The following is a 26,080-nucleotide window of genomic DNA, read 5'->3' on the forward strand; positions in this document are numbered from 1 at the left end:
AGAAGTATTTATATATACCTGCGGATACGCAAGGACATGAAAAAATTCATGTTCTGTTTGGGATAAGAGATCCTGTTTGGCCGGATCCCTTGTTTCGGCGCCCTCGGTCCGGCGCCCGGGCCGGTCAGTCCTTGAGGAAGAACTGGTGCTGGTCGGCGATCTGCTCGTACTCCTCCAGGCGGGCCTGCGTCCGCTCCGGATCGGCGTCGGTCATCGCCTGCAGGAGCGCCGCGGCCATCAGACCGGGGGCGGCATAGGAGTCGAACACCAGCCGGGAGCCCGTGCCGGTGGCGAACACGACGTCGGCCTCGTCCGCGAGCGGACCGAGTCCAAGATCCGTGATCAGAGCCACCTTGAGCCCCGCGGTGCGCGCCACCCGCACCGCGGTGAGGCTCTCCTGGGCGTGCCGGGGCATCCCGAAGGCCAGCACCCAGGTGCCGCCGGCCTCCCGCGACTGCAACATCGCGTCGTAGGCGACGGTCCCCCCGCGCGTCACCAGCCGTACGTCGGGGTGGATGCGCCGGGCCCCGTAGGCGAAGTACTCGGCGAGGGAGGCGGAGATCCTCAGGCCCATCACGGTCAGGGGAGTCGACTCGGACAGCGCCCGCCCGATCCGGATCACCTGGTCCGGGTCGGCGAAGTCCCGGCGCAGGTTCTCCAGGTTCTCGATCTCGGCGTCCACGGCCGCCTGCAACTCGTTGGCGCGCTGCTCCGCCGGAGTGCTTGGGCTGCCCAGGGTGCCCAGGGCGATGGACTGCAACTTCTCCCGCAGCGCCGGGTAGCCGCTGAAGCCGACGGCCCCGGCGAAACGGGTCACCGAAGGCTGGCTCACACCCACCCGCTCGGCCAGATCCGTGATCGACAGGAACGCGGCCTCGGTGATGTGCTCGATCAGGTACTGGGCGATCCGGCGGTGCCCCGGGGACAGCCGGGGACCGTCGAACAACTCTCTGAGCTGGGACGTCGGGCTGGCACCCGCTTCCGGGGCCGTCTTGCCCGCAGTGATCGCAGATGACTGCGCGCGTGCCTGCTGCGGCGATGGCACCGGACCTCCTCCGTCGTGTCCCGAGGCCTTCAACATAGCTCACGGACAGCGCTGACCAGGGGGCTTACCGCCCATATCGCGGACTGCTCCCCGACAGGCGGGCCGGGGACACGCGCCGTACCGTCGTGCATGGGCCCCTTGGGGCGGGGTACCCGCGTCGGCCGTCCGGTCGGCCCATCGGTCTGCCATCGCGAAGAGAGGAGCGGCCGTGAACGCGTCCGAAACGCACGCACCACAGGTCGAAGTAGTGGTCAGCGACTGCTCGGCGACGGACGCCGGGAACCTGTTCGCCGAACTGTGCCGGCAGTTCGGCTCGGACCGCGCCGCCGAGGAGGCGCCCCACGAGGCGCACACCTCCCGGCCCACGATATGGACCGGGACGTTCGACACGTCGGCCACGCGCGGGACGGCCGAGCGCCCGTCGCCGCCAGCGCCGCTGTCCGGTCCGGTCAAGGCCGAGCTGCAGGGCGAGCCCAGGGCGGTGGAGCGACTGCGCCGTGCCCTGGACGAGCTGTACGCCGTCCACCAGCTCGGCGTCGTCGCCGGGGACCAGGAGATCGACGTCGAGCTGCGGCTGGAGAGCCGGACGCGGCCCTGAGCGTCATATCCGAGCGCCACGGAGAGCCGGATGCGGCCCTGAGCGTCACATCCGAGCGCCACGGAGAGCCGGATGCGGCTCTGAGTGTCACATCCGGGTGCCGTGCCGGCGCCGCCGCAGGGCACCAGCAGGGCGGGCGCGGACGGAAGAGGACCGTCCGCGGCTCGCCCCTGTCCGCGGCCGCCCCGTCCGCGGCTGCCGCCCCCGTCCGCGGCTGCCCCCGTCCGCGGCGCCGCCTCCGTGCTCGGCGCCGACGGCTCGTTCCAGGTGCCGCCCCGCCGTTCGGCGGGGATTCCCGCCGAACGGCGCGTGCCGCGGCGGCGGGGCGGCGGGCACCATGAACCGCACTGGCCACAGGGGCGTGGCCACGACGCGAGGAGCAGCCATGACCGCCGAGCCGACGACCTCCCCGGCACCCGCAGACGCCGAGCCCGTCTTTCCGCCGCCGCCCTTCGACCCGGAGCTGGCGGCCGCGCTCGAACTGATCGGCGAGCAGTTGTCCCCGGGCTTCCCGCCCGAGGCCATCCCCGAGGTGCGCGCCGGCATGGTCATCCCGCCGCCCTCCGACGACGAGCTGCGCCGCGGCGGCGCCTTCGAGGTGGAGGAGCGTGCGGTGCCGGGACCGCCCGGCGCGCCCGAGATCTCCCTGCTCATCTGCCGGCCCACCGGTGCGACCGGCCCCCTGCCGGCGATCTACCACGCGCACGGGGGCGGGATGATCCTCGGCACCAACCGGTTCGGCGTGGACGAGGCGCTCGACTGGGCCGAGGAGCTGGGGCTGGTCGTGGTCTCCGTCGAGTACCGGCTGGCCCCCGAGCACCCGCACCCGGCCCCGGTCGAGGACTGCTACGCGGGCCTGAAGTGGACCGCCGAGAACGCCAAGGAACTCGGCGTCGACCCCGAGCGCATCATCGTCGCCGGCGGCAGCGCGGGCGGCGGCCTCACCGCGGCCCTGGCCCTGCTCGCACGGGACCGCGGTGGCCCCGCCCTGCTGGGCCAGATGCTGATGTGCCCCATGCTGGACGACCGCAACGACTCGGTCTCCGCCCACCAGATGGCAGGGCGCGGCGTATGGGACCGCACCGCGAACGCCACCGGCTGGGGCGCGCTCCTCGGCGACGCGCGCGGCGGCCCGGACGTCTCCCCGTACGCCGCCCCCGCCCGCGCCACCGATCTGTCCGGCCTGCCGCCCGCCTTCATCGACGTCGGCTCCGCGGAGACCTTCCGCGACGAGGACGTCAGCTACGCCACCCGTATCTGGCAGGCGGGCGGACGCGCCGAACTCCATGTGTGGCCCGGCGGGTTCCACGGCTTCGACGGCTTCGCCCCGCAGGCGCTGCTCTCCCAGGAGGCCCGAGCGGCCCGGTTGCGCTGGCTGCGGCGGCTGCTGAGCACCTGACCGGGGCCATTGCCCCTCCCCGGCGGGCGAGCGGTCCGCCGCGCCGGGGAGGCGGCGGCGTATCCGGCCCCGGAGCTTGGCAGACGCCGTGCTCGCCCGCAGGATGGTGTCCGTGAAAGAGCTGGCAGGACGGCTCGCGGCGCTCGATCCCGACGCGGGCGCCGCGCTGCGCGTCATCGCGTACTTCGACCGCCTGACGGAGGAGCGTGCGGGTCTCGAGGCCCTGGTGCGCGGCGCCGCGGTCCTGTCCGGCAGCCCGGCCCGGCTGGTCGACGAACGGCGCGGCGTCCGCGTCCGTGTCGAACCCGACGGGCGCCGCCACGACACGGCGGACCCGCCCGACCCCGCCTGGCCGTGGGCGCGCCTGGCGACGGGCACCGATGTCCCTGCGGACGGCCCGGAGCAAGCCGGGCTGTGGCTGGAGCACCCCGGCCCGGCCGACGGCGTCCACGCCATGATTTTGGAGCGGGCCGTGGCAGCCGTCCGCCTGGTCCTGGACCGCACCCGGGGCCGGGCACCCGCCGACGACCCGGCGCTCCTGGAGACGCTGCTTGACGCCTCCGCGCCGCCCGCCGTACGGCTGAGCGCGGCGGCCCGGCTGGGACTCCACGCCGAACAGCGGGTACGGGCCGTCGCACTGTACGGCGGCGGCGCCCGCGTCGAGCCCGCCGACACCGTGCGAGGACCGGCGGGGAGGAGCCGCGGGCGGCATAGGTCCCGCCGTTGCGCCCGTACGGCTGCCCGAGTCCTGGGCTGCGGCCCGCACCGCGCTCCGCTTCACCGCCGAGGGCACCGCGCACGACCCCGGCCCGCGCACCGTCCACGCGGACGACCTCGGCGGACTCGCCCTGCTCGCCGGGGCGGTCGGCCCGGACACCCCGCCGATCCCGGACCTGCTGGCGCTGGAGCGCGCCGTCGCCGAGGCCCCGTGGGCCGCGGTGACCCTGCATGCCGTGGCGTCCGCGCCCAGCCTGCGGTCCGCCGCAGCGGAGCTGACGGTGCACCACTCCACGCTGCAGGAACGCCTGGCCCAGTTGGAGCATGTCCTCGGCTGGGACGTGCACGCCCCGCACGGCCGACTGCGCCTCCAACTCGCCCTGGCGGTACGGAGACTGCGGCGCTCCACGCCGGAGACCGCCGGCTGACCGCCTAGGCGAACAGCCGGTCCAGAAAGGCGTTGCGGAACACGCGGTGCGGGTCGAGCCGGGAGAGCACCTCGGACGTCCGGGCCCAGGACGGCCCGTCGCCGAACGAGTCCGGCACGGCGTCGTGCAGCACGTCCGGGTCGGACCACGCCGCCTGGTCCGTGTAGCCCCACCCCTTGGACCACTCCACGCGCACGAGGCCCACCCCACCGTCGTAGGTGGCCAGCAGGAACCGCTCCAGCTCCCGGTAGAACTCCTCCGCGTAGGGCGTGCCCGGCAGGGTGAGCACGTCGAGCCAGACCGCCGTGTCCCACTCGGGGTGATCGGCGCGCGGCCGCAACGCCGACAGCGACGGGGCTCGGGCGCCGGTGAGCCCGACGTCTGCGGGATCGTCGAGGCCCGTCACGCGGATCTCGACCTGGCCGTTGACCGGGAAGCGCCCGCGCGCGGCGTACGCGGTGAGCCGTTCCCGGTAGAAGGAGGTGAACTCGTGGACGACGCGCTGGACCTCGTCGCGCGAGGTGAGGACCGCGTAGCCGTTCGCGGTGACCCGCAGCGTCGTGGGTCTGATGTACAGCAGCGTGTTCTTGGACGGCCCCCACAGGTCCGCGGAGAGCGTGGCGGTCAGGCCGAGCACGGCGGCGTCCAGTTGCGCGTTGCCCAGCTCGGGCGCGAGGTACCAGGCGGCGTCGGACACCATCCGTCCCGCGAGATCCGCCACGAGCGTGGGCACGTGGTCGGAGAACGGATAGTTGTACGGCGACGTCACCGGCCGTGAGGTGAGCGGGCGCCGGGGGGCGACGCTCCACACCTTCAACCAGGGGAACTCCGTGAAGGCGAACCAGATCGCCTCCGCCCGGCCCGTCTCGTCGAGGAACCGCGCGAACGTCCGGCCGTCGCTGCCGGGCGCCGCGAAGAGCTCGGCGGCCGGGACGTCGGTGCGGCTGACGCAGCGCAGATCGGTGTTGACGCCCACGCGCAGCACCACCTCGGTGACCAGGGCGCGGCCGAGATGGGTGAGCAGCGCGGCACCTTCGGCCTCGTCGCGCCGGTATGTCCGCAGGACGTAGGCGTCACTGCTCTCGTCCCACACCACCGCGGTCAGGGACAGTACGAGGTTGCTCAGCGAACCGTAGGTGTGCCCGGGCAGCCGGTTCTCGCCGTGGGCCGGGACCGCGGTGCCGTGGGCGTCGACGGCCAGGGCACCGCCGAGGGTCAGGTCGCCGGGCGCCGGTGCCGCGGTCAGGCCCAGGCCGTGGTCCTCCAGGAAGCCGAGCAGGGCCTCGAGAGTGACGCCGGTGCCGGCCCGGACGGCGGCGGGTTCGGCGGACTCCATCGACAGCCCCGTGAGATGGGCGGCGGTGTCCAGGAGCAGTACGGGCGACCCGGCCCCCGTGCCGGCGGGGATCGTCAGGGGCGACCAGCCGTGTGAGCAGCCGCGGGCGCGGACCGTCCAGCCCTGTCGGCGGGCCCAGTTGACCACGTCCACGACCTGTCGCGCGTCCGCCGGCGCACAGGCCCACAGTCCGTCGGCGGTGATCTCCCCGACCCAGTTGCGGTACGCCGTGCGGTACAGGCCGACGTCGGGCGGGAAACCGGGCAGCTCATCAGCTGCGGCGATGCCCTGCGTCAGGGCGGGGGAGGCGGCGGCCAGCGAGGCGGCGGTGAGCAGGAAGCCCCGGCGCGTCCAGGAGGCTTCCGCTCCTCCTATGGCGGGAGGGGGACCGGCCGGTGGTTCGGTCATGTCGCCCACGGTAGGCGTCAGTTGACACGTGTCTCCCTCCTGTCACATCAAATCACCCGTATGGGTGATGGAGCTGTATCCGGTGTGGGAGGGGCGTCCCGGGTGTGGCGGGGTGCGGATGACACACTGACCGTATGGAAGAGCGAGAATTCCGCAGGTCGGGGCAGCATGCCTCGGTGATCGGCCTCGGCACCTGGCAGCTGGGCGCCGACTGGGGCGACGTCGACGACAAGGCCGCCCACGAGGTGCTGGAGGCGGCGGCCGAGTCCGGGGTGACCTTCTTCGACACCGCCGATGTGTACGGCGACGGGCGCAGCGAACAGGCCATCGCCGCCTTCCTCCTCGGCAGGCCGGACCTGCACGTGTTGGTGGCGACCAAGATGGGCCGCCGCGTCGACCAGATCCCGCAGAACTACGTCCTCGACAACTTCCGGGTCTGGAACGACCGCTCCCGCCGCAACCTCGGCGTCGACCGCATCGACCTGGTGCAGCTGCACTGCCCGCCGACGCCGGTCTACTCCTGTGACGAGGTGTACGACGCCCTGGACACCCTGGTCGAGGAAGGCCGCGTCGCCGCCTACGGAGTGAGCGTCGAGACGTGCGGGGAGGCGCTGACCGCGATCGCCCGCCCGAACGTGGCGAGCGTGCAGATCATCCTCAACCCGTTCCGCATGAAGCCGCTGCGTGAGGTCCTCCCGGCCGCGCGGGAGGCCGGCGTGGGCATCATCGCCCGGGTGCCGCTCGCCTCCGGCCTGCTGTCCGGCAAGTACACCAAGGACACCGTCTTCGCCGCGAACGACCACCGCTCCTTCAACCGGCACGGTGAGGCCTTCGACCAGGGCGAGACCTTCTCCGGCGTCGACTTCGCCACCGGTGTCGAGGCGGCGGCCGAGTTCGCCGCGCTCGCGCCCGAGGGCTGCACGCCGGCCCAGCTGGCGCTCGCCTGGATCCTCCAGCAGCCAGGCGTGACCACGGTCATCCCCGGCGCCCGCTCCGCGGACCAGGCCCGCGCCAACTCGGCGGTCGCCAAACTGCCCCCGCTGCCGCGCGAGACGCTCGACGCGATCCGGGACCTGTACGACCGGCGGATCAAGGAGCAGGTCGAGGGCCGCTGGTAGCCGCCCGCCGCGTCGGCATGTTCCGCCCTCACGCCCTCACGCCCTCACGCCCTCACGCCGTCAGGGCGGAACGGGTCGCGCGGGATGCGCCGCGCGCGGCGGCCCGGATCCGGTAGACGGTCTTCGACCGGTCGACCACCGGGTCGCCGAGCACGATCCGACCCGCGGCGCGCAACGCGTCGCACTCCTCGGTCGGCAGGGCCATGGGACGGCCGTCGGTCTGCCAATAGCCGTACCGGTGGCGTCCGTTCCCATGCACCGTCAGGAAGACCGCCAGACGCTGGTCCATGATCAGGCGCAGCACTTCGGCAGCACGGGAACTGAGCCGAGGGCGCGTCATGGTCGGTCAGCCTTTCCGGGGCAGGGCGGTGATCATCTGGCCGGGCGGGCGAGATGATCTTTACACCGCATTGTTGCCGAGGGCACTGACAGCGCGCATCCGGCGTACCGGGGGACGCCCCTTGACGTCACGCGGTTGCGTCTGGGGTATGTGACGACCTTCACCCCCATGTGTCGGAAAGTGATGAATTCCTTACGGGGGGAAGACGTAAAGATTTGGGAAGTGGCAACCCAAGACCGTGGAGGTTTCCCGTGCGACCGTTCACCCTCAACTACACCGTGCCCAGGGGGGTTCAGGCCACGGTGACGCCGTACCGCTTCGACGCCTCGCGGCAGTTGAACGTGCTTCCGGACGGTCGCCCCGCCGTCAGTGACCGTGCACTGCTGCTGGCGGCCGGCACGACGACGTCGACGGCGGGTTCCCAGACGCACTTCGACGACTGACGGCACGGACCGGATGACGGTTCTCATCCTCACGTCGGAGCAGGACGTGACGGCCGACATGGTGGTGGCCGAGCTGCACGAGCGGGCTGTGCCCGTGATGCGCCTGGACCCCGCCGACCTCCCCGGCAGGGCGGTGCTGTCGGCCGACTACGCCCACGGCGACTTCGACGGCCACCTCTCGGTGGGCGGGCACGTCCTGAGCATGGGCGGCCTGCGCTCGGTGTGGGTCCGCCGGCCCGGCGAACCGGCCGCCCACGCCACGGAGCCCTCGACATGGCTCACCGCGGAGACCCGCCAGGCCCTGTACGGCATGCTCTACTCGGCGTCCACACGGTGGATGAACCATCCCCGCAACGCCGAGCAGGCCCGCTACAAGCCGTGGCAGCTGCGGATCGCCCACCTCAGCGGCTTCGCCGTGCCGCCGACCGTCGTCACCACGGCGCCGCGTGTGGCCCAGCAGTTCGCCGAGGAGTACCGGGACGTGGTGGTGAAGTCGGCGTCGGGGCCGCCGCCGGACGACCCCGAACTGGCCCTGCCGACGACGCTGATCGGCCCGGACGCCGACTTCTCCGCGGTCGCGGCCGGACCGGCCCTGCTCCAGCGTTACATCCCCAAGCGCGCCGACATCCGGCTGACCTGCGTCGGCGCGCGTCTGTTCGGCGCCCGCAAGAGAACGGCGCCCGGACAGGTGGACGGCCGGTACGGCGACACCGAGTACTCCTGGGAGCCCACCGTGGTGCCCGACCGCATCGTGAAGTCGGTCCGCGAGTACCTGGCGCTGGCCGGCCTCGCTTACGCCGCCTTCGACTTCGCGGAGGACGATGAGGGCGTGTGGTGGTTCCTGGAGTGCAACCAGGGCGGCCAGTTCGGCTTCATAGAACTGGAGACCGGCCAGCCGATAGCGGAGGCGATCGCCCACTGGCTGGCCCGGCGCGCGCCCGACCGGCGGTCTTCGGAAAGCCGCTGGTAGCCGTGGAGCCGAGGGGCGGAGCGGATCCGCACGGATCAGCCGTGCCGCCCCGTTCTCCTGCGGGCTCCCGACTCCCGCTCACTCCGCCGGCGGCCGGAAGGTTCTCAGGAACACGTCCAGTGCCTGCTCGTCGGCGGTGCTCTGCGCGTCCGCCGCCGGGGTCGTCCAGCGCAGGGAGCAGCCGCGGCCGTCGCCGAGCAGGAAGCCCCGCCCGAAGGTGCGCACCCGGACGCCGTCCACCGTGGACAGCCACACCATGTCGGCGCCCTTGTGGCCCTGGTAGGTCACGGCGCGGATGTCGCCCACCCGCGTGTAGTCGGCGTACGTGCTCTTCAGGGAGGACTCCAGCTTGCGCCACACGGCGACCGGATCCGTACCGAGCCGCACGCTGTAGGTGACCGCCAGGGTGCGAGGGTCCCCGCTCGCGCCGAACGTCACCCGGTAGGTGCCCTCGGCGGCCTTGAGGGTGTCAATGGGCTTCCATCCCTGGGGCAGGTCGATGGAGAAGCCCTCGGGCGCGTCGTAGCGGCGGAAGGTCGTCGCCGGCTTCCCGGTGGTGGGCGACGACGACGGGGGCGTGGACGGTGCCGGTGCCGCACTCGTCGTGGGAGGGAGGGTCGTGCCGTCGGTGTCGTGCCCGGTCGGCGCGGCCGGCCGCGAGGGCGCGACGGAGCGCGACGGCTCCGTCCCGGCCGCCGACGGCCCGCTCCCCTCCGAGCCGACGGCCGCGACGAGGATCGCGACCGAGGAGGCCACGAGCACGAGCCCCGCGCCCACGAGCACCGACCGGCGCACGGCCGGTCTGCTCCAGGCCCGCCCCGTCCGGTGGGCCACCAGCCACGCCCCCCTCAGGCGCGGCATCAGTGTCTCCTGTGTGGGCTCGTCGAGGTCGTCGTTCACGATGCGCACCAGGGAGGCACGCACCGCGGGCTCCGGGACCCGCTCCAGGGCGTCGCGGCGCAGCAGCCCCGTGATGGCCGGGGCCAGCGGCCCGGCGCTCAGCGGGGGCGCAGCGGCAGCCGGTCCACGGCGCGCAGCGTCGCCTCGGCCGGGCCGCGGTCCCGGACCGGCGGACGGCCCTCCACCATCGCGTACAGCAGCGCTCCGAGCGCCCACTGGTCCGCCGCCGGCCCGGCGCTCGAGCCGCGGGCCTGTTCGGGGGAGGCGTACGACGGCGCGGTGACCCGCTGGGTGACGGACGATCCGATCAGTCCGAACCCGGTCACCACGACCTGGCCCCCCTCCTGCACGAACACCTGCCCGGGACTCAGGTCCCCGTGAGTGACGCCCCGCCGGTGGGCGGCCTCCAGGACGTCGAGGATCCCGAGGCCGATGCGGGCGGCACGGACATGGTTCAGGGGCCCGCGATCGAGGATCTCCCCGAGCGGCGTGCCGTCGATCCGTTCCGTCACGGTCCACAGGACACCGTTGTCGTCGACCACGTCGAGGACGGTGGCGATCCGGCCGGGGCACAGCGACTCCATGGCCTCCGACTCGCGCAGGATCCGGGCGATCGTTCGGCGCGGGGCGACCTCGGGCCGCAGCTGTGCGAGCCGCGATCCGGTGAGCGTGACCGGCCGTGCGAAGTCCGCGTCCTCGCCGAGCCAGACGGTGCGCCCCTCCTCCCGGTGGACGACTTCGAGCGTCCGGTACCGTCCGGCGATCAACTCCCGTGTGGAGACCTGCCCGTGGTCCATCGTCATCCCTCGCAGCGCACCGGACTCTCCCTTTCCCGGATGTACGGCGGACGTGACGGTGGGTGTTCAAAGAAAGGCGATTTTCTACGAACCGGCTTTCCCGGCCCGCCATGCACCGCTCACACGTGCGAAAACGCGCCCCCTTGGCTACTGGTCGGTAGTTTACCGTCGGTTACCTTCGCGGTCGCGCCGATGTACGACTCGGCGAACGCGGCCGCCGCCGCGGGGGAGTGGAACAGCCGTCGCAGCCGGGCGATGGCGTTGCCCGCACGGAACGGATCGCCCGACGAGGGCCCGTGCAGCAGCTCCGCGAACCACTCGGAGAACTCCTGGTACTGCCACACCCGCCGCAGGCTGGCCGCCGAGTAGCCGCGCAGGCCGCCGGTGTCGCCCGTGCGGTGGTAGGCGATGAGCGCGTCCGCGAGCAGCAGCGCGTCATGCAGGGCGAGGTTCATGCCCTTCGCGGCGATCGGAGCCACCAGGTGCGCCGCGTCGCCCGCGAGGAACAGCCGCCCGTACGCCATCGGTTGGACCACATAGTTGTGCATGTCCAGGACGCGCTTCTCGATCAGCCGCCCCTCGGTCAGCGGTGGCGCCCCGCCGACGGACAGCCGTTCGCGCAGCTCGGACCAGACACGCTCGTGCGGCCAGTTCTCCGGGTCCTCGCCGGGCGGCACCTCGAGGTAGTAGCGGGTGACCTGCGGACTGCGCGCCATGTGGGCGGCGAAACCGCGCGGATGGACCCCGAAGACCACGCAGTCCGACGACGGCGGCGCCTCGGCGAGCAGCGCGAGCCAGCCGACCCCGTGGTCGAGCCGCGCGAGGTGCGCACGCTCCGGCGGCAGAGCGGCCCGGGTCACACCACGGGCGCCGTCGCAGCCGGCGATCACCTCGCATGCGATGCGCCGACGCTCACCGGAGTCCGGATCCGTGTACGACACGGACGGCTCGTCGGTGTCGATTCCGTGCACCTCCACGTCCCGCACGCCGAACCGTATGTCGCCCCCCTTGACGTCCGCGTACTCCCGTACGAGGTCGGTGACGAGCAGCGGCTGCGGGTAGACGAAGTGGTGGTGGCCGGAGATCTCCGTGTACGGGAACCGGAGCCGCTCCCCGTCGATGCGGAACTCGCACTCGCTGTGCGTCTGCGCCGTCTCCAGCAGCCGCCCGGCCAGCCCGTGCCGCTCCAGCGCCCGCACGGCCCACTCCTCGAGGAACCCCGCCCGCGGCCGCTGTTCGATGAACTCCCTGCTCTCCTGCTCCAGGACGACACAGTCGACGGAGGCGTCCCGCAGGAGGTTGGCGAGTGTCAGCCCTGCGGGACCGGCGCCGACGATGACGACCGCGACGCGCGGCTCGGGCGGGGGAACGGGGGCGGGGGAGAAGTCGATCACCGGGTCATTATGGCGGCGTACCGTCAACCCTTCACAGGGCAGGCGCCGTTACGCCTGCCCGCCCCGGCCCCCGCCCCCGCGCTCGCGGCCTCAGCCCAGGGCCTCCCGCAGGGCAGGCAGAAGCTCCTTGCTCGACCAGTCGATGTACTCCGGCTGCGACTCGCCACCGATCTGCACCAGCGCGATCTCCGTGAACCCGGCCTCGGCATAGGGCCGTACGGCCTCCACGAAGTCCGCCGGGTCGTCGCCGCACGGAATGGAGGCGGCCACGTCGTCGGGCGTGACGAACTGGGTGGCCGACGCGAACGAATCCGGATGCGGCAGCTCGGAGTTGACCTTCCAGCCGCAGCCGAACCAGCGGAACTGCTCGTGCGCCCGCTGGATCGCCGCGTCCCGGTCCCGGTCGTAGCAGACGGGCAGCTGCCCGACCCGCGGCTTGCCCTCGCCACCGTGCCGGTCGAAAGCGGTCAGCAGCTCCTGCTTCGGCTCCGTGGCGATGACCAGGTCGGCGAGCCGGCCCGCGAGCGCACAGGAGCGCTCGCCGGAGACGGCGACACCGATCTGCGGCGGCTCCTCCGGCAGGTCCCACAGCCGTGCCGAGTCCACACTGAAGTGCTTGCCCCGCCGGCTGACGTGGCCTCCGCCGAACAGGTCGCGGATGATGCCGACCGCTTCTTCCAGCATCTCGTGCCGCACCTCGACCGAGGGCCAACCCCGGCCCACCACGTGTTCGTTGAGGTTCTCGCCGGCGCCGAGCCCCAGTCGGAAGCGGCCCTGCGACAGCAGCTGCATCGTCGCCGCCTTCTGGGCCACCACCGCCGGGTGGTAGCGGACGGTCGGACAGGTCACATACGTCATCAGCGGGATGCGCGAGGTGGCCTGGGCGGCGGCGCCCAGCACGCTCCACGCGTAAGGGGCGTGGCCCTGCTCCCGCAGCCACGGGAAGTAGTGGTCGGAGGTCACGGAGAAGTCGAACCCGGCCTCCTCGGCCCGCACCACATGGTCGACGAGCTCGCGCGGGCCCGCCTGTTCGGTCATCATCGTGTATCCGATTCGCACCATAAAGCGCGGGTTCCCGGTTGGACGGGACGAAAACTGGCCATGGGGGTCCGTGCGACGGCACCGTGGACACCCGCCGGGCGGACGCGGAAGGATGGCGGATACAACGATCAGCCGTCCGGTCGGCAAGCGTGTTCAGCGGTCCTGACCGGCAGTTGTCCGATCGCCACTGAGATCGTGCAGGAGGCCGCCCGATGAGTGCCCGCCCGTTGCCCGTCAGCACACCCGGGGAGCAAGGGGTCGACGCCCGTGGCATCCAGGCGTTCCTCGACGCGGTGGAGACGGCGCCGAACATCGAGCCGCACAGCCTGATGATCCTGCGCCACGGCCGACTGGTTGCCTCCGGCTGGTGGGCGCCCTACACCGCCGACCGCCCCCACCTGCTGTACTCGCTCAGCAAGAGTTTCACCTCGACCGCCGCCGGGCTGGCCGTCGCCGAGGGCCTTCTCGACCTCGACGCGCCCGTGATCTCGTACTTCCCCGAGTTCGAGGCGGACATCACCGCCCCGAGCAGCCGAGGCATGCTGGTCCGGCACGTCGCGTCCATGGCGAGCGGACACCTCGCCGAGACCTGGACCGAGGCGTTGGCACACGACCGTGCGGAGCCCGTGCGCGGCTTCCTGCTGATCCCGCCGGACCGGGACCCCGGCACGGTCTTCGCCTACAACCAGCCCGCGACGTACACGCTCGCCGCGATCGTGCAGCGGCAGTCCGGACAGTCACTGACCCAGTACCTGCGCCCGAGGCTCTTCGACCCGCTCGGCATCGGGGAGGCCGTCTGGGTCCAGCATCCGCGAGGCCGCGACCTCGGATTCACCGGGCTGCACGCCGCCACGGACGCGGTCGCCCGCCTCGGCCAGCTGTATCTCCAGGACGGCGTCTGGGAGGGCAGGCGCGTGCTGCCGTCGTCCTGGGTGGCGCAGGCGACACGCCCGCACATCGCCACCGTCGGCTTCAGGGCCGGGGACCCCGTGCCGGACTGGCAGCAGGGATACGGTTACCAGTTCTGGGGGTCACGGCACGGGTACCGGGGCGACGGGGCGTACGGCCAGTTCTGCGTCGTCCTGCCCGAGCACGACGCGGTGATCGCCACGACCGCGGCGACCGAGCAGATGCAGCAGCTGCTGGACGCGATGTGGGGCCACTTGCTGCCCGCGCTCGGGCCGGCCCCGCTGACCGGCCGCGACGACGAGGACAAGGCACTCCAGCACCGCCTCGAACGCCTCGCGCTGCCCCCGGTCGCGGCAGACGCCGCACCCGGACTCCGGTCGGCGATCCGCCTGACACCGCAGGGCGGCCACTGCCCGGAACAGCCGACGCTGACGGCGGTCGAGGTCGCCCACGAGGACGGCACCTGGAGCATGACCCTGGTCGAGGGCGAGGACCGCCTCGTGCTCCGTCTTCCGGGCTCCGCCTGGGCGGTCGAGGAGGACCCGCTCCCCACGGCGACGAGCGGCGGCTGGACGACCCCGGACACCCTGAGCGCCGACGTCCTGTTCCTGGAGACCCCGCACCGCCTGACGATCACGGGCACGCCCGGCACGGGCACGTTCACGGCCCACTGGCACACCACGCCGCTCCACGTGGGGCCACTGAGCCGGCACAGGGCCCCTCGAGCCCGGTATGATCCAAACGAGAGGCCCTAGCCGAGCGTCTCCATCCAGTTGGCCGGGACCCGCCCCCGTGGTCCCGGCGCGGGCTGGTCCTCGGGGTGACAGGCAGGAGGAGCCAACTCGGGCCCGGCCTCGTACAGCTCGGACGTCTCGTAGTTCCAGAACCAGTCCTCGCCCGGCTCGAAGCTGCGGATCACGGGATGCCCGGTGGCATGGAAGTGCGCGGTCGCGTGCTTCGCGGGCGAGTCGTCGCAACACCCGATGTGCCCGCACTGCGCGCACCGTCGCAGATGGAACCACCATCCGCCCGCCGCGTCGCACTCCACGCACCCGGTGCCGCTCGGCGGGACGCTCGGGTCGATGCCCTGCACTGTGCTCATGACGACGCCTCCGGTGCTGTCTCGGAATCCACGGCGGTCAGCGGCAGCCGTACCTGGAACCGCGTGTCGCCCGGTTCGGACCGCACGCTCAGGCTGCCGTGGTGCTTGTTGACGACGATGCGCCAGGAGATGTCCAGGCCGAGCCCGGTTCCCTGGCCGACCGGCTTCGTGGTGAAGAACGGGTCGAAGATACGGTCGCGGATCTCCTCCGGCACACCCGGTCCCGTGTCGCGGAACTCCACGAGCAGCCGGTCGTGGTCGAGGGCCGTCCGCACGGTCAGCGTGCCCTGCCCGCCCGCCTCGTTCATGGCCGACACCGCGTTGTCGATGAGGTTGGTCCACACCTGGTTCAACTCGCCCGGATAGGCGGGGATGTTCGGCAGGGACCGGTCGTAGTCCTTGACGACGGTGATCCGCTTGCCGATCTTCCCGGACAGCATCATCAGGGTGCTGTCGAGGAGTTCGTGCACATCGGCCGTCCGGTACGGCGCCCGGTCGAGCTGGGAGTACTGCCGTGCCGCGTTGACAAGCGTGGACACCCGGGTCGTGGAGTCCTCGATCTCGTTCATCAGCAGCTCGGTCTCGACCGTGTAGTTGAGCCAGCGGACCGCGCCCTCCAGCGTCCGCTCGTCGACGGCCGCCGCGACCTGGTCCAGCCAGTCGGTGTCGAGTCCGGCCTGCACGAACGTCGGCGCGAGCTGCCAGCCGCCGTCGATACCGCGGTCGTCGAGCCAGTCGGTGATCGCGTCCTCGCGGTCGGACGCCTCCAGCGGGCTGACCGGCGTGGCCTTGGCGACCTGTTCGGCCGTCCGCTCCTGGATCTCGACCAGTGTCAGCAGCGCGTCCGGCTCGTAGCGTCCGGCGGCGATCACGCCCAGCTTGTGCCGCATCCCGGCGACCCGCTCGCGCAGCGCCGAGGTGGCGCGCACGGCCGCCGCGGCCGGGTTGTTCAGCTCATGGGTGAGACCGGCGGACAGCGATCCGAGCGCCAGCAGCCGCTCCCGCTGGTTGATGACCTGCTGGGTGTTCTTGGAGCCGAAGAACAGCCCCTCCAGCAGGTGCACCGCCATCGGGAACCAGTCCCGCATGATCGAGGCGAACGTCTCCGCGGGCAGGATGAAGAACCGCGAGGGTTCGGTGACCCGCATCGAGCCGCCGTACGACGCCGCGGCCCGGTCGCCCAGGTACGCCTGGAAGGCGCCCGCGTACACACCGCGCTGCGACGTCCGGTTGACCTCCACGTCGTCGGCGCCGACCCGCCGCGACAGCACGACCGTACCTTTGAGGAGGACGAAGAAGCAGGTGGCGGGCTCACCCTCGGTGTAGACCGGGCCGGGGTCGTACTCCTCCACCCGCCCTTCCCGGCACAGCCGCGCCAGCTGCTCGTCATCCAGCTTCTCGAACAGGAAGAGCGTCTTCAGCTCCGCCCGGTCGCACGCCATCGGCCGGCCGCTCATCACCGCTCCCCGCGTCGTGGGTTCATGACTGCTCCAGATACCGGTGGACGAGCATCACGGCCATTGCTCCCTCGCCCACCGCGGAGGCGACCCGCTTGGCGGACTCGGCGCGCGCGTCGCCCGCCACGAACACACCCGGGACGTTGGTCTCCAGGTGGTACGGGGGCCGGTCCAGCTCCCAGCCCTTCGGAGGCTGCCCGTCGCTCGTCATGTCGGGGCCGGTCGGGATGAACCCCTTCTCGTCCCGCAGCACCGTCCCCTCCAGCCAGTCGGTCAGCGGGGCCGCCCCGATGAACACGAACAGCCACTGCGCGTCGACGAGTTCGGTCTGCCCGGTCGCCACGTCCCGCAGCGTCAGCTTCTCCAGATGGTCCGAGCCGTGCGCCGCGTCCACCACGGTGCGGGTGCGGACGTGAATGTTCGGAGCGTCGTTGATCTGCTGGATCAGATAGTGCGACATCGACGCCGACAGCGACTCGCCGCGTACCAGGATGTTGACCGACTTGCAGCCCCGGGACAGGTACATCGCCGCCTGGCCCGCCGAGTTGGCGCCACCCACGATGTACACGTCGTACCCGGAACAGGCGGGGGCCTCCGTCAGCGCCGAACCGTAGAACACCCCGCACCCCGTCAGCTCGGCGAGCCCCGGCGCCTGGAGCTGCCGGTAGGACACGCCGGTCGCCAGGATCACGCTGTGCGCGCCGATCGCGGTCCCGTCCGAGAACCGCACGATCCGGGCGGCACCGTTGACCTCGAGAGCGGACACCTCCCGCGCGGTGAGGATCTCCGCGCCGAACTTCTTCGCCTGCCGGCGAGCCCGGTCCGTCAGCTGCGCGCCCGACACACCGTCGGGAAAGCCGAGGTAGTTCTCTATGCGGGAACTCTGCCCGGCCTGACCACCGGTCGCGGACCGCTCCACGAGCAGCGTCCGCAGCCCCTCCGACGCCCCGTACACCGCCGCCCCGAGGCCGGCGGGCCCGCCGCCGATCACGACCAGGTCGTAGAACTCCGAGGTCGGCGTCGTCGCCAGGCCCACGTGCGCGGCCAGTTCCGGGTCCTCCGGCTCGACCAGCGGCGTGCCGTCCGGGGTGACGACGAGCGGCAGCCGCTCCCCGTCCTGCCCGGCCGCCGCCAGCAGCCGCTGCCCCTCCGGGGTCTCGACCGAGTACCAGCGGTAGGGCACCTGGTTGCGGGCCAGGAACTCGCGTACGTCCGACGAGCGCGCCGACCAGCGGTGGCCGACCACCTTCGTAGTCGGAACCGGCCGGTAGTCGGAGGTCCGCCATGCCTCCAGCAGATCGTCCAGCACCGGGTAGAGCTTCTCCTCGGGCGGGTCCCACGGCTTGAGGAGATAGTGGTCGAGGTCGATCACGTTGATCGCGTCGATGGCCGCGTTGGTGTCCGCGTACGCCGTCAGCAGCACCCGCCGCGCGCCCGGGTAGACGTCCAGGGCCTGTTCCAGGAACTCGATGCCGTTCATCTGCGGCATCCGGTAGTCGGCCAGGATCACCGCCACCAGGTCGCCGCGCAGCTTGAGCTCCCGCAGCGCCTCGAGCCCGCTCTCACCGGACTCGGCTCGCACGATGCGGTACGACTCGCCGTACCTGCGGCGCAGGTCGCGCGCCACGGCACGCGACACTCCGGGGTCGTCGTCCACGGTCAGGATGACGGTCCGTGCAGCTGCCCCCGCAGCCTGTGCCATAAGGTCTCCCGCCCCGAGCTCATCCACGTCCCGGCCATCGTATGTTCGTTCGTCCGGTTTCGCTCCTGAACCCGGTGAGCACCTGACCGGTGGCATGATCACCTGCACCGGAGCAGCGACAGGAAGGCAGCAGCATGACCCGCCCGATCACCGTGGGAGTGGACGGATCGCCGGAGAGCGTCGCCGCGGCGGCCTGGGCGGGCCGGGAGGCCGTGCGCCGGGGCCTGCCGTTGAGGATCGTCCACGCCTGGCAGTGGCAGGCCCTGGACGTCGCCCTGGCGGCCGACGAGGACGCCCAGGCCGGGTGGGCCAGGGAGGTCGTGGACGCGGCCCGGGGCACGCTCACCGAGCGGCACCCGCAGCTGACCGTCACCGCCGAGGCGCGCCGGCAAGCGCCCGTCGAATCGCTGGTCGCCGAGGCGGCCACGGCCGAACTGCTGGTGCTGGGCTCACGCGGGCACGGCGCGGTCGTCGGGTTCCTGATCGGCTCCGTCGGCCAGCAGGTGATCGCCGAGTCCACCCGGCCCGTGGTGCTGGTCCGCGCGGGCGACCGGCCCGCCGCCGAGGCGGCGGGCCGCGACATCGTCGTGGGACAGCACGGAGGGCCGGACGACAGTGCGCCCGCGCTCGCTTTCGCGTTCGAGACGGCCGCCGCCCGGGGCGCGGCCGTCCGCGTCGTACGGGCCTGGAGCCTGCCGCCCGTGTTCGCCTACAGCCCGGGCTCGCTCAAGCTGCTCGACGAGGCCGGTGGGCTGGAACAGTTCGAGAGGAAGGCGCTCGACGAGGCGCTGCGCCCCTGGCGGGACCGCTACCCCGACGTGCCGGTGACCGAGCACGTGGAGATGGGCAGCGCCGCCCAGGTGCTGCTCTCCGCGGCCGGTGACGCGCAGCTCGTGGTGGTGGGACGCCGTGCCAGCCGGGCCGTGGGGCCCCGCATCGGATCGGTGGCGCACGCGCTGCTGCACCACGCGCCCTGCCCGGTGGCGGTCGTACCGCCCGCCTGACACAGGTTCCGACTCACAGGGCCCGGTCGAAGAGGGCCAGCAGCTCCCGCCAGTGCCTTTCCGCCGCCTCGGCGTGGTAGCTGGAGGTGTCCTCCTGGGTGTAGCCGTGCGGGGCGCCCGGGTAGACCTCGCAGCGGTGGCGCACACCCGCGTCGGTGAGTGCCTTCTCCAGCCGCTCGATCTGCTGGGGCGGCAGGGAGTGGTCGTGGTCGGCGTGTCCGAAGTACGCCTCCGCGGTGATGCGGTCGGCCGCAAGATGGGGGCTGTCCGGCTTGTCGGTCGCCAGCTGCCCGCCGTGGAAGCCGGCCACGGCGGCGACCCGCTCCGGATGCGTCCCGGCGGTGCGCAGGGCCAGCCGGGCGCCCATGCAGTAGCCGGTCACACCGACCGGGCCGTCGACGGCCTGCGGGCAGTCGGCGAGCCGGCGCAGATAGGCGTCGGCGTCGCGCTCGGCCCGCTCGGGCGTCACCGACCGGATGAGCGGCATGACCTTCTGGAAGAGCTCCGGACGTGCGTCCGTGTCGATGAAGTCGGGCAGCTCGACGACGGGCGCCCGGCCGTGGCGGTAGAAGACGTTGGGCACCAGCACCGTGTAGCCGTGCCCGGCGAGGCGGTCGGCCATCTTCTTCAGGGACGGGCGCAGTCCGAAGGCGTCCATGTAGAGCAGGACCGCGGGGTGGGGGCTGTGGTCGTCCGGGTGGGTGAGGTAGGCGTCCGCCGTGCCGTCCTCGGTGGGGATGTCCACGGACGTTCCACGGGTGGCGGTCATATGTGGTTCTCCTGCCTGTCGACGTCCGGCCGGCGACGACCCCGGCCGGGCCTTGCGATCATCATCGCAACGCCGGCCGGCTGATCGCTCAGGAGGGCCGAACGGGACCGTCTTCTTCTTCCTGCGGATCGGTCAGCGTCTCGCGGACCTTGGGCAGGATGTTGTCCACGTAGTCCTTCACGGCGGTGTCCAGACCGATGTCGTGCTGGGCCCGCTCCGACAGATACCACCGGTGTTCCAGCAGCTCGTGGTACAGCTCCGCCGGATCCATCGCCCCCCGCAGCTCCGGCGGCACCGCGCGCACGGTGGGCCGGAACACGTCCCGCACCCACCGGTGGGCGAGCACCTCGGGCCGGGCGGCGAGGGGGTCGCCGGGCGCGTAGTCGTCCTGGGTGGCCATCCAGCTCTCCAGGTCGTTCAGCAGCCGCCGCGCCTGGTTCTCCTCGGCGTCGAGGCCGGTCAGCCGGAGCAGCTGCCGCTGATGGTGCCCGGCGTCGACGACCTTCGGCACGAAGGTGACGGTGTCGCCGTTGGAGGAGTGCGAGATCTGCATCTCCGCCACGTCGAACCCGAGGTCGTTCAGGCGGCGGACACGGCGGTCGATGTAGTGGTGCTTGCCCGCCGGGTACACGGAGGTGCGGGTCAGCTCGTCCCACAGGCCTGAGTACCGCTGGCAGATCTCCATGCCGAACTCGATCGGATCGACGGACGGGTGCAGTGCCCCGGAAGCCTCCAGGTCCAGCAGCTCACCGCTGATGTTGACGCGCGCGAGATCGAGGTCGTACTCCCGCTGCCCCGGGCTCAGCCGGGGGTGCAGATCGCCGGTCTCGGCGTCCACCAGGTACGCGGCGTAGGCGCCCGCGTCCCGCCGGAACAGGGTGTTGGACAGCGAGCAGTCACCCCAGGCGAACCCCGCCAGATGCAGCCGGACCAGCAGCACGGCCAGCGCGTCCATCAGCCGGTGCATGGTCGCGGGCCGCATGGTCGTCTCGAACATCGAGCGGTACGGCATCGAGCCGCGCAGATGCCGGGTGATCAGCACCGGCTCGAGGGGCTCGCCGTCCTTGCCGGTACGGCCGGTGACCACGGCGAGCGGGTCCACCGCCGGGATGCCGAGCCGGTCGAGGTCCCGCAGCAGCTCGAACTCGCGCACCGCGGGCCGCTCGGCGAGCTCCTTGACGGCCACCACCTCCGTACCGGCGCGTGCGTAGCGCACCACGTGCCGGGAGATACCGCGGGGCAGCGGCACGAGGTAATGCTCCGGCCACTCCTCCAGGGGCAGCTGCCACGGCAGTTCGAGCAGGAGCGCGGGGTGCTCCGGATTGGTCGCGCTGATCTGCAGAGCCATCGATGAACTGTCCTCGCCTCACGGTCGGCCGACGTACCAAGGAGCATCACCGCACCAGCACGGCACCGGAGTCAACAGGCGGCCGGATCTTGGACGGGAACATGCGGTGGCGGCCCAGCCGCAGTCCGGGCCCCCCGGAGGGGTGGTGGGGGCGAGATCACCGCGGCGCCCACCGGCACGGACTGAGCCCCGCACCACCCGCGCCGGGGTCACGGCGAGCCGAGGGCCACGACCGGTCGGAGCCTACGATGCACCGTCGCCCCCACCCCGCCGCGCCGCCAGCAGCAACGCGATGTCGTCCGGCCGGTCCGTCGCGCGCCGCGCCCGGTCCGTGAGCCGGTCCGCGAGCTCCGCCAGGGTGAGCCCCGCCCGCCGGTGAGACGCCTCCCACTCGTGCGACAGCGCCGCACGCAGTTCACCGACCCCTTCGTCGATGTCCGCCCCCGGCCGCTCGACCAGCCCGTCCGTGTAGAGCGCCAGCACGGCCCCCGGTTCCAGCCGCAGCCACGTCACCGGATACCGGGCCTCCGGGTCCACCCCGAGCACCACCCCACCGGGCAGGTCCAGCACGTCCGCACGCCCGTCCGGATGGCCCAGCAGCGGCTGCGGATGCCCGGCCCGCGCGGCGCGCGCCGCCCCCGTGACCGGGTCGAGACGGATGTAGCAGCAGCTCGCGAACTGCCCCGGGTCGAGTCCGATGAGCAACCGGTTCGTTCCGCTCATCACCTGGTCCGGAGAATGGTCGCCCAGTGCGAACGCCCTTACGGCGCTGCGCAGTTGACCCATGGTGGCCGCCGCCTGCACCCCGTGTCCCTGCACATCGCCGATGACCAGGGCGAGACCGTCCCCGGCCTCCACCACGTCGTACCAGTCGCCGCCCACGTCCATGCCCTGGGTGCCCGGCAGATAGCGCCCCGCGGTCTCCACCTGGGGGTGCCTGGAGAGCCGCTGCGGCAGCAGGGCCTCCTGCAGACCGCGGGCCAGGGCCGCCTCGGAGTCGTAGCGGCGGGCCCGCTCCAGGGCCTGCGCGATCAGCCCGGCGAGTGCGGTGAGCACCGTGCGCTCCTCGGAGCTGAAGGACCGCGGCCGTTCGAAACCGAGGATGCACGAGCCGACCGGTCGGCCGGAGGCGATCAGTGGCAGGAAGGCCCGCGAGCCGACATCGGCGTCCAGCGGGATGCCCGGATAGGCGGCCTCCAGCTGTTGCATCGACTCGAAGAACAAGGGACGGCCCGTGGTGAGGGTCTCGACGCCCGGCAGTTTGGCGTCCAGTGCCACCCCTTCGAACTGCCCGAGGAACCTCGGTGGGAAGCCGGTCTCCCAGGCCAGGTACAGACGCCGCTCGTGCAGCAGGTAGATGGCGAGATGGCGCCCCCCGAACGCGGGCAGCAGCTCCCGCATCACCACCTCGGACACCTGACGGGCGGTCAGTGCCTCGGACAGCGCGATCGCGAGCACGATGGGGCGGTACACCGGGGCCAGCGCACCCTGCGCGCCGAGCGTCCCCGCGGCGGTCGTCGCCGCCGTCTCCTCCACCGAGGCCGCCTCCGCCGTGTGCCCGAGCGGCACCACCCGGCAGGTCACGACGTCGGGGCCGGGATAGACGGACAACGTGAGCCAGTCGCCGTCCCGCTCCCCGTGCGGCCCGGTCGCGGGGCGCTCGACCTGGAAGTGCACCGGCTCGGACGACAGCAGCGCCGCCCGCAGATGGTCCTCGTAGGCGGGCCGGTCCAGCCATGGCACGGCCTCCAGCAGCGGCCGGCCGACCAGTTCCGCCGGCGGCCGCCCCAGCAGGTCGGCGGCCCGCGGGTTGATGTAGGTGATCAGGCCCAGCCGGTCGAACGCGAACACCCCGTCCGGGAGCAGGTCCGTGGCGCCCTCCGCCGCAGGGCCGGGTCCCGGATCGATGACGAGACCGCCCACCCGGTGCCTGCCGTGCTCCGCCCCCTCCGTCCAGAACTCCAGCAGCCGCTCTCCACCGTCCTCGGCCCGCACCCGCAACGGCCGCACCGGCGAGCCGCCGGCTGCCGTCTCGCGCAGCGCGGACAGCACCAGGTGCGCGTCGTCGGGGGAGACGGCCCGGGCGAGCGCCTCCGGTGACCGGACGACGTCGTACGCGGAGCCCGCCGCCAGCCCCCTGAAGGTGTCGTCCGTGGTGACCGTCCCGTCGGCCGTGTCCCATACGAAGTGCCCGATGCGGCCCTGCGGCCGGCCTGCCGCGGGCGGTCGTACGCACAGCGACGGCCCGTCCCACACCACCGGATCCCCGCCCGCCTCCAGGGCGGCCAGGGTGTGGCCCAGCCGGTCCGCTACGGCCGTCAGCCGGCCCCGGTCGGGCAGCGCCTCGGTCGCGGACGGCGCCGGGGGCCGTAGCACCGTCAGCACACCGTACGTAGTGGCACCGGCCCGCACGGGCACGTACACCGAGCCGAAGCGGAACGGCAGCCCGGCGGACAGTTGCGGATAGCGCCGCATCGTCTCCGTGGCGTCGCTGAGCACCACCTGCACGCCCCGGCGGTAGGCGTCCGCGACGGGGAACGGCCGGTCCTGGTGCAGCCGCGACCACGGCCGGAAGAGTTTCGAGGGCAGCCCGGAGAGCACGGCCAGGCGCAGCACACCCGGCGTGCCGGAGCGCAGGTACACGCCGCACGCCAGACCGCCCACGGCACGCAGCGCGTCCACCACCGCGCGGATCAGCGCCGTGGCCGGCGTCCCGAGTGCGCTGCCCGTGTCGTCGATGCTCCCTCGCATCGGTCTGCCCTCGTCCCCGGCCGTCGGGTCCGTACCACAGTCAGCATGCGCCGCCCCGTCGTGCCCGCGCATCCCGGCGGACCGGCGGCCCGGGAAGCGGTCACGGAAGCGGTCACCGCACGCGCCGGAACACGTCGTCGGAGTCGTCCCACGTGGGCAGCTCCTCCGGCCGCCGCTCCCGTGGAACGCGTGACGCCGACTGGTACATGGCGTCGATCTCGACCGCGTACCTGCGGGCGATGGCGTCCCGGCGCAGCTTCATCGACGGCGTCAGCAGCCCGTTCGCCACGTCGAACGGCTCAGGCAGTACTCGGAAGACCCGGATCGACTCGGACCGCGACACCGTGCAGTTGGCGGCGGCCACGGCGCGTGCGATCTCCTGCCGCAGCGCGTTCTCCTCCCGGGCGTCCCGGCCCTCCCGGCCCGGGGTGTCCCCGCGCGTGAACAGTGCGCCGCGCCAGTGCGCCACGAACTCCGGGTCCAGGGTGATCAGGGCGCCGACGCAGGGCCGGTTGTCGCCCACGACGACCGCCTGGTGAATGAGCGGATGCACCCGCAGGCGCTCCTCCAGTGCCGCCGGGGCCACGCTCTTGCCGCCGCTCGTGACGATGACGTCCTTCTTGCGGCCCGTGATGGACAGATACCCCTCGGAGTCCAGACGCCCGATGTCTCCCGTGGCCAGCCAGCCGTCGCGCAGCGCCGCGCGGGTGCCGTGGTCGTCGCCCACATACCCCTGGAACACCGACGGGCCGCGCACCAGGATCTCCCCGTCCTCGGCCACCCGTACGTCGACACCCGGAAGCGGGCGCCCCACCGTGCCGGACTTCTCCCGCCCGATCGGCTGCGCGGTGATGCCTCCGCTCGTCTCGGTGAGCCCGTACCCGTCGTGGACGAGGATGCCGATGCCCGCGAAGAAGAGGGCGAGTTCGCGGTTCAGGGGCGATCCCCCGGACACCGCCCCGCACACCCGCCCGCCCAGCGCGGCGCGCAGCTTGCGGTACACGGCCTTGTCGTAGAGAGCGTGCTGCAGCCTCAGGTCGAAGCCGGGGCCGGGCCCGGTGCCCAGCCGCTGCCGTTCGGCCGCGAGCGCGTAGTCCTGCGCGGTGCGGACGGCCCGCTCGAACAGGGCACCCCGGCCCGCCTGCTGGGCGGTTTGGAGGAACTTCTTGTACAGCTTCTCGAAGACGTACGGCACCGCGTACAGGTACGTGGGCCGGAACGTCAGCAACGACGAGGCCAGGGCCTCCGCGGACAGCTCGGGTTCGTGGCCCATGAGGATGCCGCCGCGCAGACACAGCCCCTGGAGCATCAGCCCGTACACATGCGAGAAGGGCAGGAAGACGAGGATGGAGGGCTGCTCACCGGGCGGTGCCGCGGTGTGCCGCCAACCGGCCAGCAGCGTGTCGCAGGGGCTCGCCAGGTTGCGGTGGCTGAGCGCGCATCCGCGGGGGTGCCCGCTCGTGCCGGAGGTGTAGGCGACGATCGCGGTCGACTCCGGCAGCACGATCCGGCGCAGCGAGTCGACGGTCGTGGCCGGGACCGGACGACCGCGCTCCACGAGATCGTCCAGCGCGCCCACGTCCAGTTGCCAGACGTGGCGCAGCCGGGGCAGCGAGCCGCACACCGACCCCACGGTCATCACGCCGTGCTCGTCCTCGACGACCACGGCGACGCAGCCGGCGTCCCTCAGGATCCACTCGACCTGCTCGTGCGAGGACGTGGGATGGACCGGCACCACCTCGGCGCCGATCGCCCACAGCGCGCAGCTGAGCAGAGTCCACTCGTAGCGGGTGCGCGCCATGATGGCCACGCGGTTGCCGGGGCGGATGCCGCAGGCGATGAGTCCCCTCGCCAGATCGACCACTTCGTCACGCAGTTCGGCCGCCGTCATGGGGATCCAGGATCCGTCGTCGCTGCGGCGTGCCACCAGGGGAAGGTCCGGGTTCCGGCTTGCCGTGTCGAAGACGCTGTCGGCGAGTCCGCCCGTCATCACCGGCCCTGACACCGGGTCCGGGGCGGCCGGACGGGCGTTCCCAAAGTCGCGCATGCGCCGCCCCCCGAGGCTTTCCTGCTTGATCGCCGATGGTTGCGGCATCGGCGGTGC

General features: G+C 72.4%; 21 protein-coding genes and 1 pseudogene. 8 read left to right on the forward strand and 14 right to left on the reverse strand.

The window, feature by feature from the left end; translation table 11 throughout:
• Positions 1-124 precede the first annotated feature (124 nt).
• Positions 125-1,045, reverse strand: a complete 921-nt coding sequence (locus N8I84_RS37790) for a MurR/RpiR family transcriptional regulator (protein ID WP_263234019.1) — start codon at positions 1,043-1,045, stop codon at positions 125-127.
• 208 nt (positions 1,046-1,253) lie between these two features.
• On the opposite strand from N8I84_RS37790, the gene N8I84_RS37795 reads away from it, so the two are divergent.
• The 3 genes and pseudogenes from N8I84_RS37795 (at position 1,254) to N8I84_RS43270 (ending at position 4,187) form a co-directional block, all read left to right on the forward strand.
• Complete coding sequence (locus tag N8I84_RS37795; protein ID WP_263234020.1) at positions 1,254-1,643, forward strand: hypothetical protein; 390 nt, start codon at positions 1,254-1,256, stop codon at positions 1,641-1,643.
• A gap of 385 nt (positions 1,644-2,028) precedes the next feature.
• Positions 2,029-3,042: an alpha/beta hydrolase gene (locus N8I84_RS37800; RefSeq protein WP_263234021.1), complete on the forward strand. Its 1,014-nt coding sequence runs from the start codon at positions 2,029-2,031 to the stop codon at positions 3,040-3,042.
• A gap of 112 nt (positions 3,043-3,154) precedes the next feature.
• Positions 3,155-4,187 (forward strand): annotated as a pseudogene (locus N8I84_RS43270) (helix-turn-helix domain-containing protein).
• 4 nt (positions 4,188-4,191) lie between these two features.
• On the opposite strand, the gene N8I84_RS37810 reads toward N8I84_RS43270, so the two are convergent.
• Positions 4,192-5,931 carry a cholesterol oxidase substrate-binding domain-containing protein gene (locus N8I84_RS37810; protein ID WP_263234022.1) on the reverse strand — a complete coding sequence of 580 codons (1,740 nt, stop codon included), beginning with the start codon at positions 5,929-5,931 and terminating at the stop codon, positions 4,192-4,194.
• A gap of 134 nt (positions 5,932-6,065) precedes the next feature.
• Here N8I84_RS37810 and N8I84_RS37815 point away from each other — a divergent pair, with 134 nt between their 5' ends.
• Positions 6,066-7,049 carry an aldo/keto reductase gene (locus N8I84_RS37815; RefSeq protein WP_263234023.1) on the forward strand — a complete coding sequence of 328 codons (984 nt, stop codon included), beginning with the start codon at positions 6,066-6,068 and terminating at the stop codon, positions 7,047-7,049.
• 52 nt (positions 7,050-7,101) lie between these two features.
• Here N8I84_RS37815 and N8I84_RS37820 read toward each other — a convergent pair whose 3' ends face one another.
• Positions 7,102-7,389 carry a hypothetical protein gene (locus tag N8I84_RS37820; protein WP_263234024.1) on the reverse strand — a complete coding sequence of 96 codons (288 nt, stop codon included), beginning with the start codon at positions 7,387-7,389 and terminating at the stop codon, positions 7,102-7,104.
• A gap of 251 nt (positions 7,390-7,640) precedes the next feature.
• Between N8I84_RS37820 and tgmA the strand changes: the two genes are divergently transcribed.
• Entirely contained in the window at positions 7,641-7,832 is a 192-nt protein-coding gene (tgmA, locus tag N8I84_RS37825) for a putative ATP-grasp-modified RiPP (protein WP_263234025.1), read from the forward strand.
• Between the two features lie 13 nt (positions 7,833-7,845).
• The gene (tgmB, locus tag N8I84_RS37830; protein ID WP_263234026.1) at positions 7,846-8,802 is read left to right on the forward strand and encodes an ATP-grasp ribosomal peptide maturase; all 957 of its coding nucleotides are present in this window, start codon (positions 7,846-7,848) and stop codon (positions 8,800-8,802) included.
• Positions 8,803-8,880: 78 nt separating this feature from the next.
• On the opposite strand, the gene N8I84_RS42900 is transcribed toward tgmB, so the two are convergent.
• From N8I84_RS42900 to N8I84_RS37845, 4 genes are all read right to left on the reverse strand, one after another.
• Positions 8,881-9,726, reverse strand: coding sequence for a hypothetical protein (locus tag N8I84_RS42900; RefSeq protein ID WP_313884321.1), 846 nt, complete (start codon positions 9,724-9,726; stop codon positions 8,881-8,883).
• Positions 9,727-9,800: 74 nt separating this feature from the next.
• Positions 9,801-10,505, reverse strand: a complete 705-nt coding sequence (locus N8I84_RS42905; protein WP_313884322.1) for a serine/threonine-protein kinase — start codon at positions 10,503-10,505, stop codon at positions 9,801-9,803.
• A 113-nt stretch (positions 10,506-10,618) separates the two neighbouring features.
• Positions 10,619-11,893 (reverse strand): 4-hydroxybenzoate 3-monooxygenase, encoded by a 1,275-nt coding sequence (locus tag N8I84_RS37840; protein WP_263234027.1) that lies wholly within the window; start codon positions 11,891-11,893, stop codon positions 10,619-10,621.
• Between the two features lie 90 nt (positions 11,894-11,983).
• Entirely contained in the window at positions 11,984-12,955 is a 972-nt protein-coding gene (locus N8I84_RS37845) for an LLM class F420-dependent oxidoreductase (protein WP_263234028.1), read from the reverse strand.
• 191 nt (positions 12,956-13,146) lie between these two features.
• On the opposite strand from N8I84_RS37845, the gene N8I84_RS37850 reads away from it, so the two are divergent.
• A complete protein-coding gene (locus N8I84_RS37850; protein ID WP_263234029.1) occupies positions 13,147-14,598 on the forward strand; it encodes a serine hydrolase domain-containing protein in 1,452 nt (483 codons plus the stop codon).
• Here the strand turns inward: N8I84_RS37850 and N8I84_RS37855 are convergent.
• From N8I84_RS37855 to N8I84_RS37865, 3 genes are read right to left on the reverse strand one after another with little or no spacing between them, the layout of a single operon-like run.
• Positions 14,595-14,945 (reverse strand): UBP-type zinc finger domain-containing protein, encoded by a 351-nt coding sequence (locus N8I84_RS37855; RefSeq protein WP_263234030.1) that lies wholly within the window; start codon positions 14,943-14,945, stop codon positions 14,595-14,597. The genes N8I84_RS37850 and N8I84_RS37855 overlap by 4 nt on opposite strands.
• On the reverse strand, positions 14,942-16,402 hold the full coding sequence (locus tag N8I84_RS37860; protein WP_263234031.1) for an ATP-binding protein: 1,461 nt from the start codon (positions 16,400-16,402) through the stop codon (positions 14,942-14,944). Before N8I84_RS37860 ends, N8I84_RS37855 begins: the two co-directional genes overlap by 4 nt.
• A gap of 22 nt (positions 16,403-16,424) precedes the next feature.
• Positions 16,425-18,104 carry an FAD-dependent oxidoreductase gene (locus N8I84_RS37865; protein WP_263234032.1) on the reverse strand — a complete coding sequence of 560 codons (1,680 nt, stop codon included), beginning with the start codon at positions 18,102-18,104 and terminating at the stop codon, positions 16,425-16,427.
• A 134-nt stretch (positions 18,105-18,238) separates the two neighbouring features.
• Between N8I84_RS37865 and N8I84_RS37870 the strand changes: the two genes are divergently transcribed.
• Positions 18,239-19,108 carry a universal stress protein gene (locus N8I84_RS37870; protein ID WP_263234033.1) on the forward strand — a complete coding sequence of 290 codons (870 nt, stop codon included), beginning with the start codon at positions 18,239-18,241 and terminating at the stop codon, positions 19,106-19,108.
• A gap of 13 nt (positions 19,109-19,121) precedes the next feature.
• Here N8I84_RS37870 and N8I84_RS37875 read toward each other — a convergent pair whose 3' ends face one another.
• The 4 genes from N8I84_RS37875 to N8I84_RS37890 form a co-directional block, all read right to left on the reverse strand.
• Positions 19,122-19,877: a dienelactone hydrolase family protein gene (locus N8I84_RS37875; protein WP_263234034.1), complete on the reverse strand. Its 756-nt coding sequence runs from the start codon at positions 19,875-19,877 to the stop codon at positions 19,122-19,124.
• Between the two features lie 88 nt (positions 19,878-19,965).
• Entirely contained in the window at positions 19,966-21,225 is a 1,260-nt protein-coding gene (locus tag N8I84_RS37880) for a DUF4032 domain-containing protein (RefSeq protein WP_263234035.1), read from the reverse strand.
• A 243-nt stretch (positions 21,226-21,468) separates the two neighbouring features.
• The gene (locus N8I84_RS37885; RefSeq protein WP_263234036.1) at positions 21,469-23,976 is read right to left on the reverse strand and encodes a SpoIIE family protein phosphatase; all 2,508 of its coding nucleotides are present in this window, start codon (positions 23,974-23,976) and stop codon (positions 21,469-21,471) included.
• Positions 23,977-24,088: 112 nt separating this feature from the next.
• Positions 24,089-26,023 (reverse strand): AMP-dependent synthetase/ligase, encoded by a 1,935-nt coding sequence (locus N8I84_RS37890; protein WP_263235016.1) that lies wholly within the window; start codon positions 26,021-26,023, stop codon positions 24,089-24,091.
• Positions 26,024-26,080: the final 57 nt, after the last annotated feature.

The organism is Streptomyces cynarae, assembly GCF_025642135.1.
GTDB lineage: Bacteria > Actinomycetota > Actinomycetes > Streptomycetales > Streptomycetaceae > Streptomyces > Streptomyces cynarae.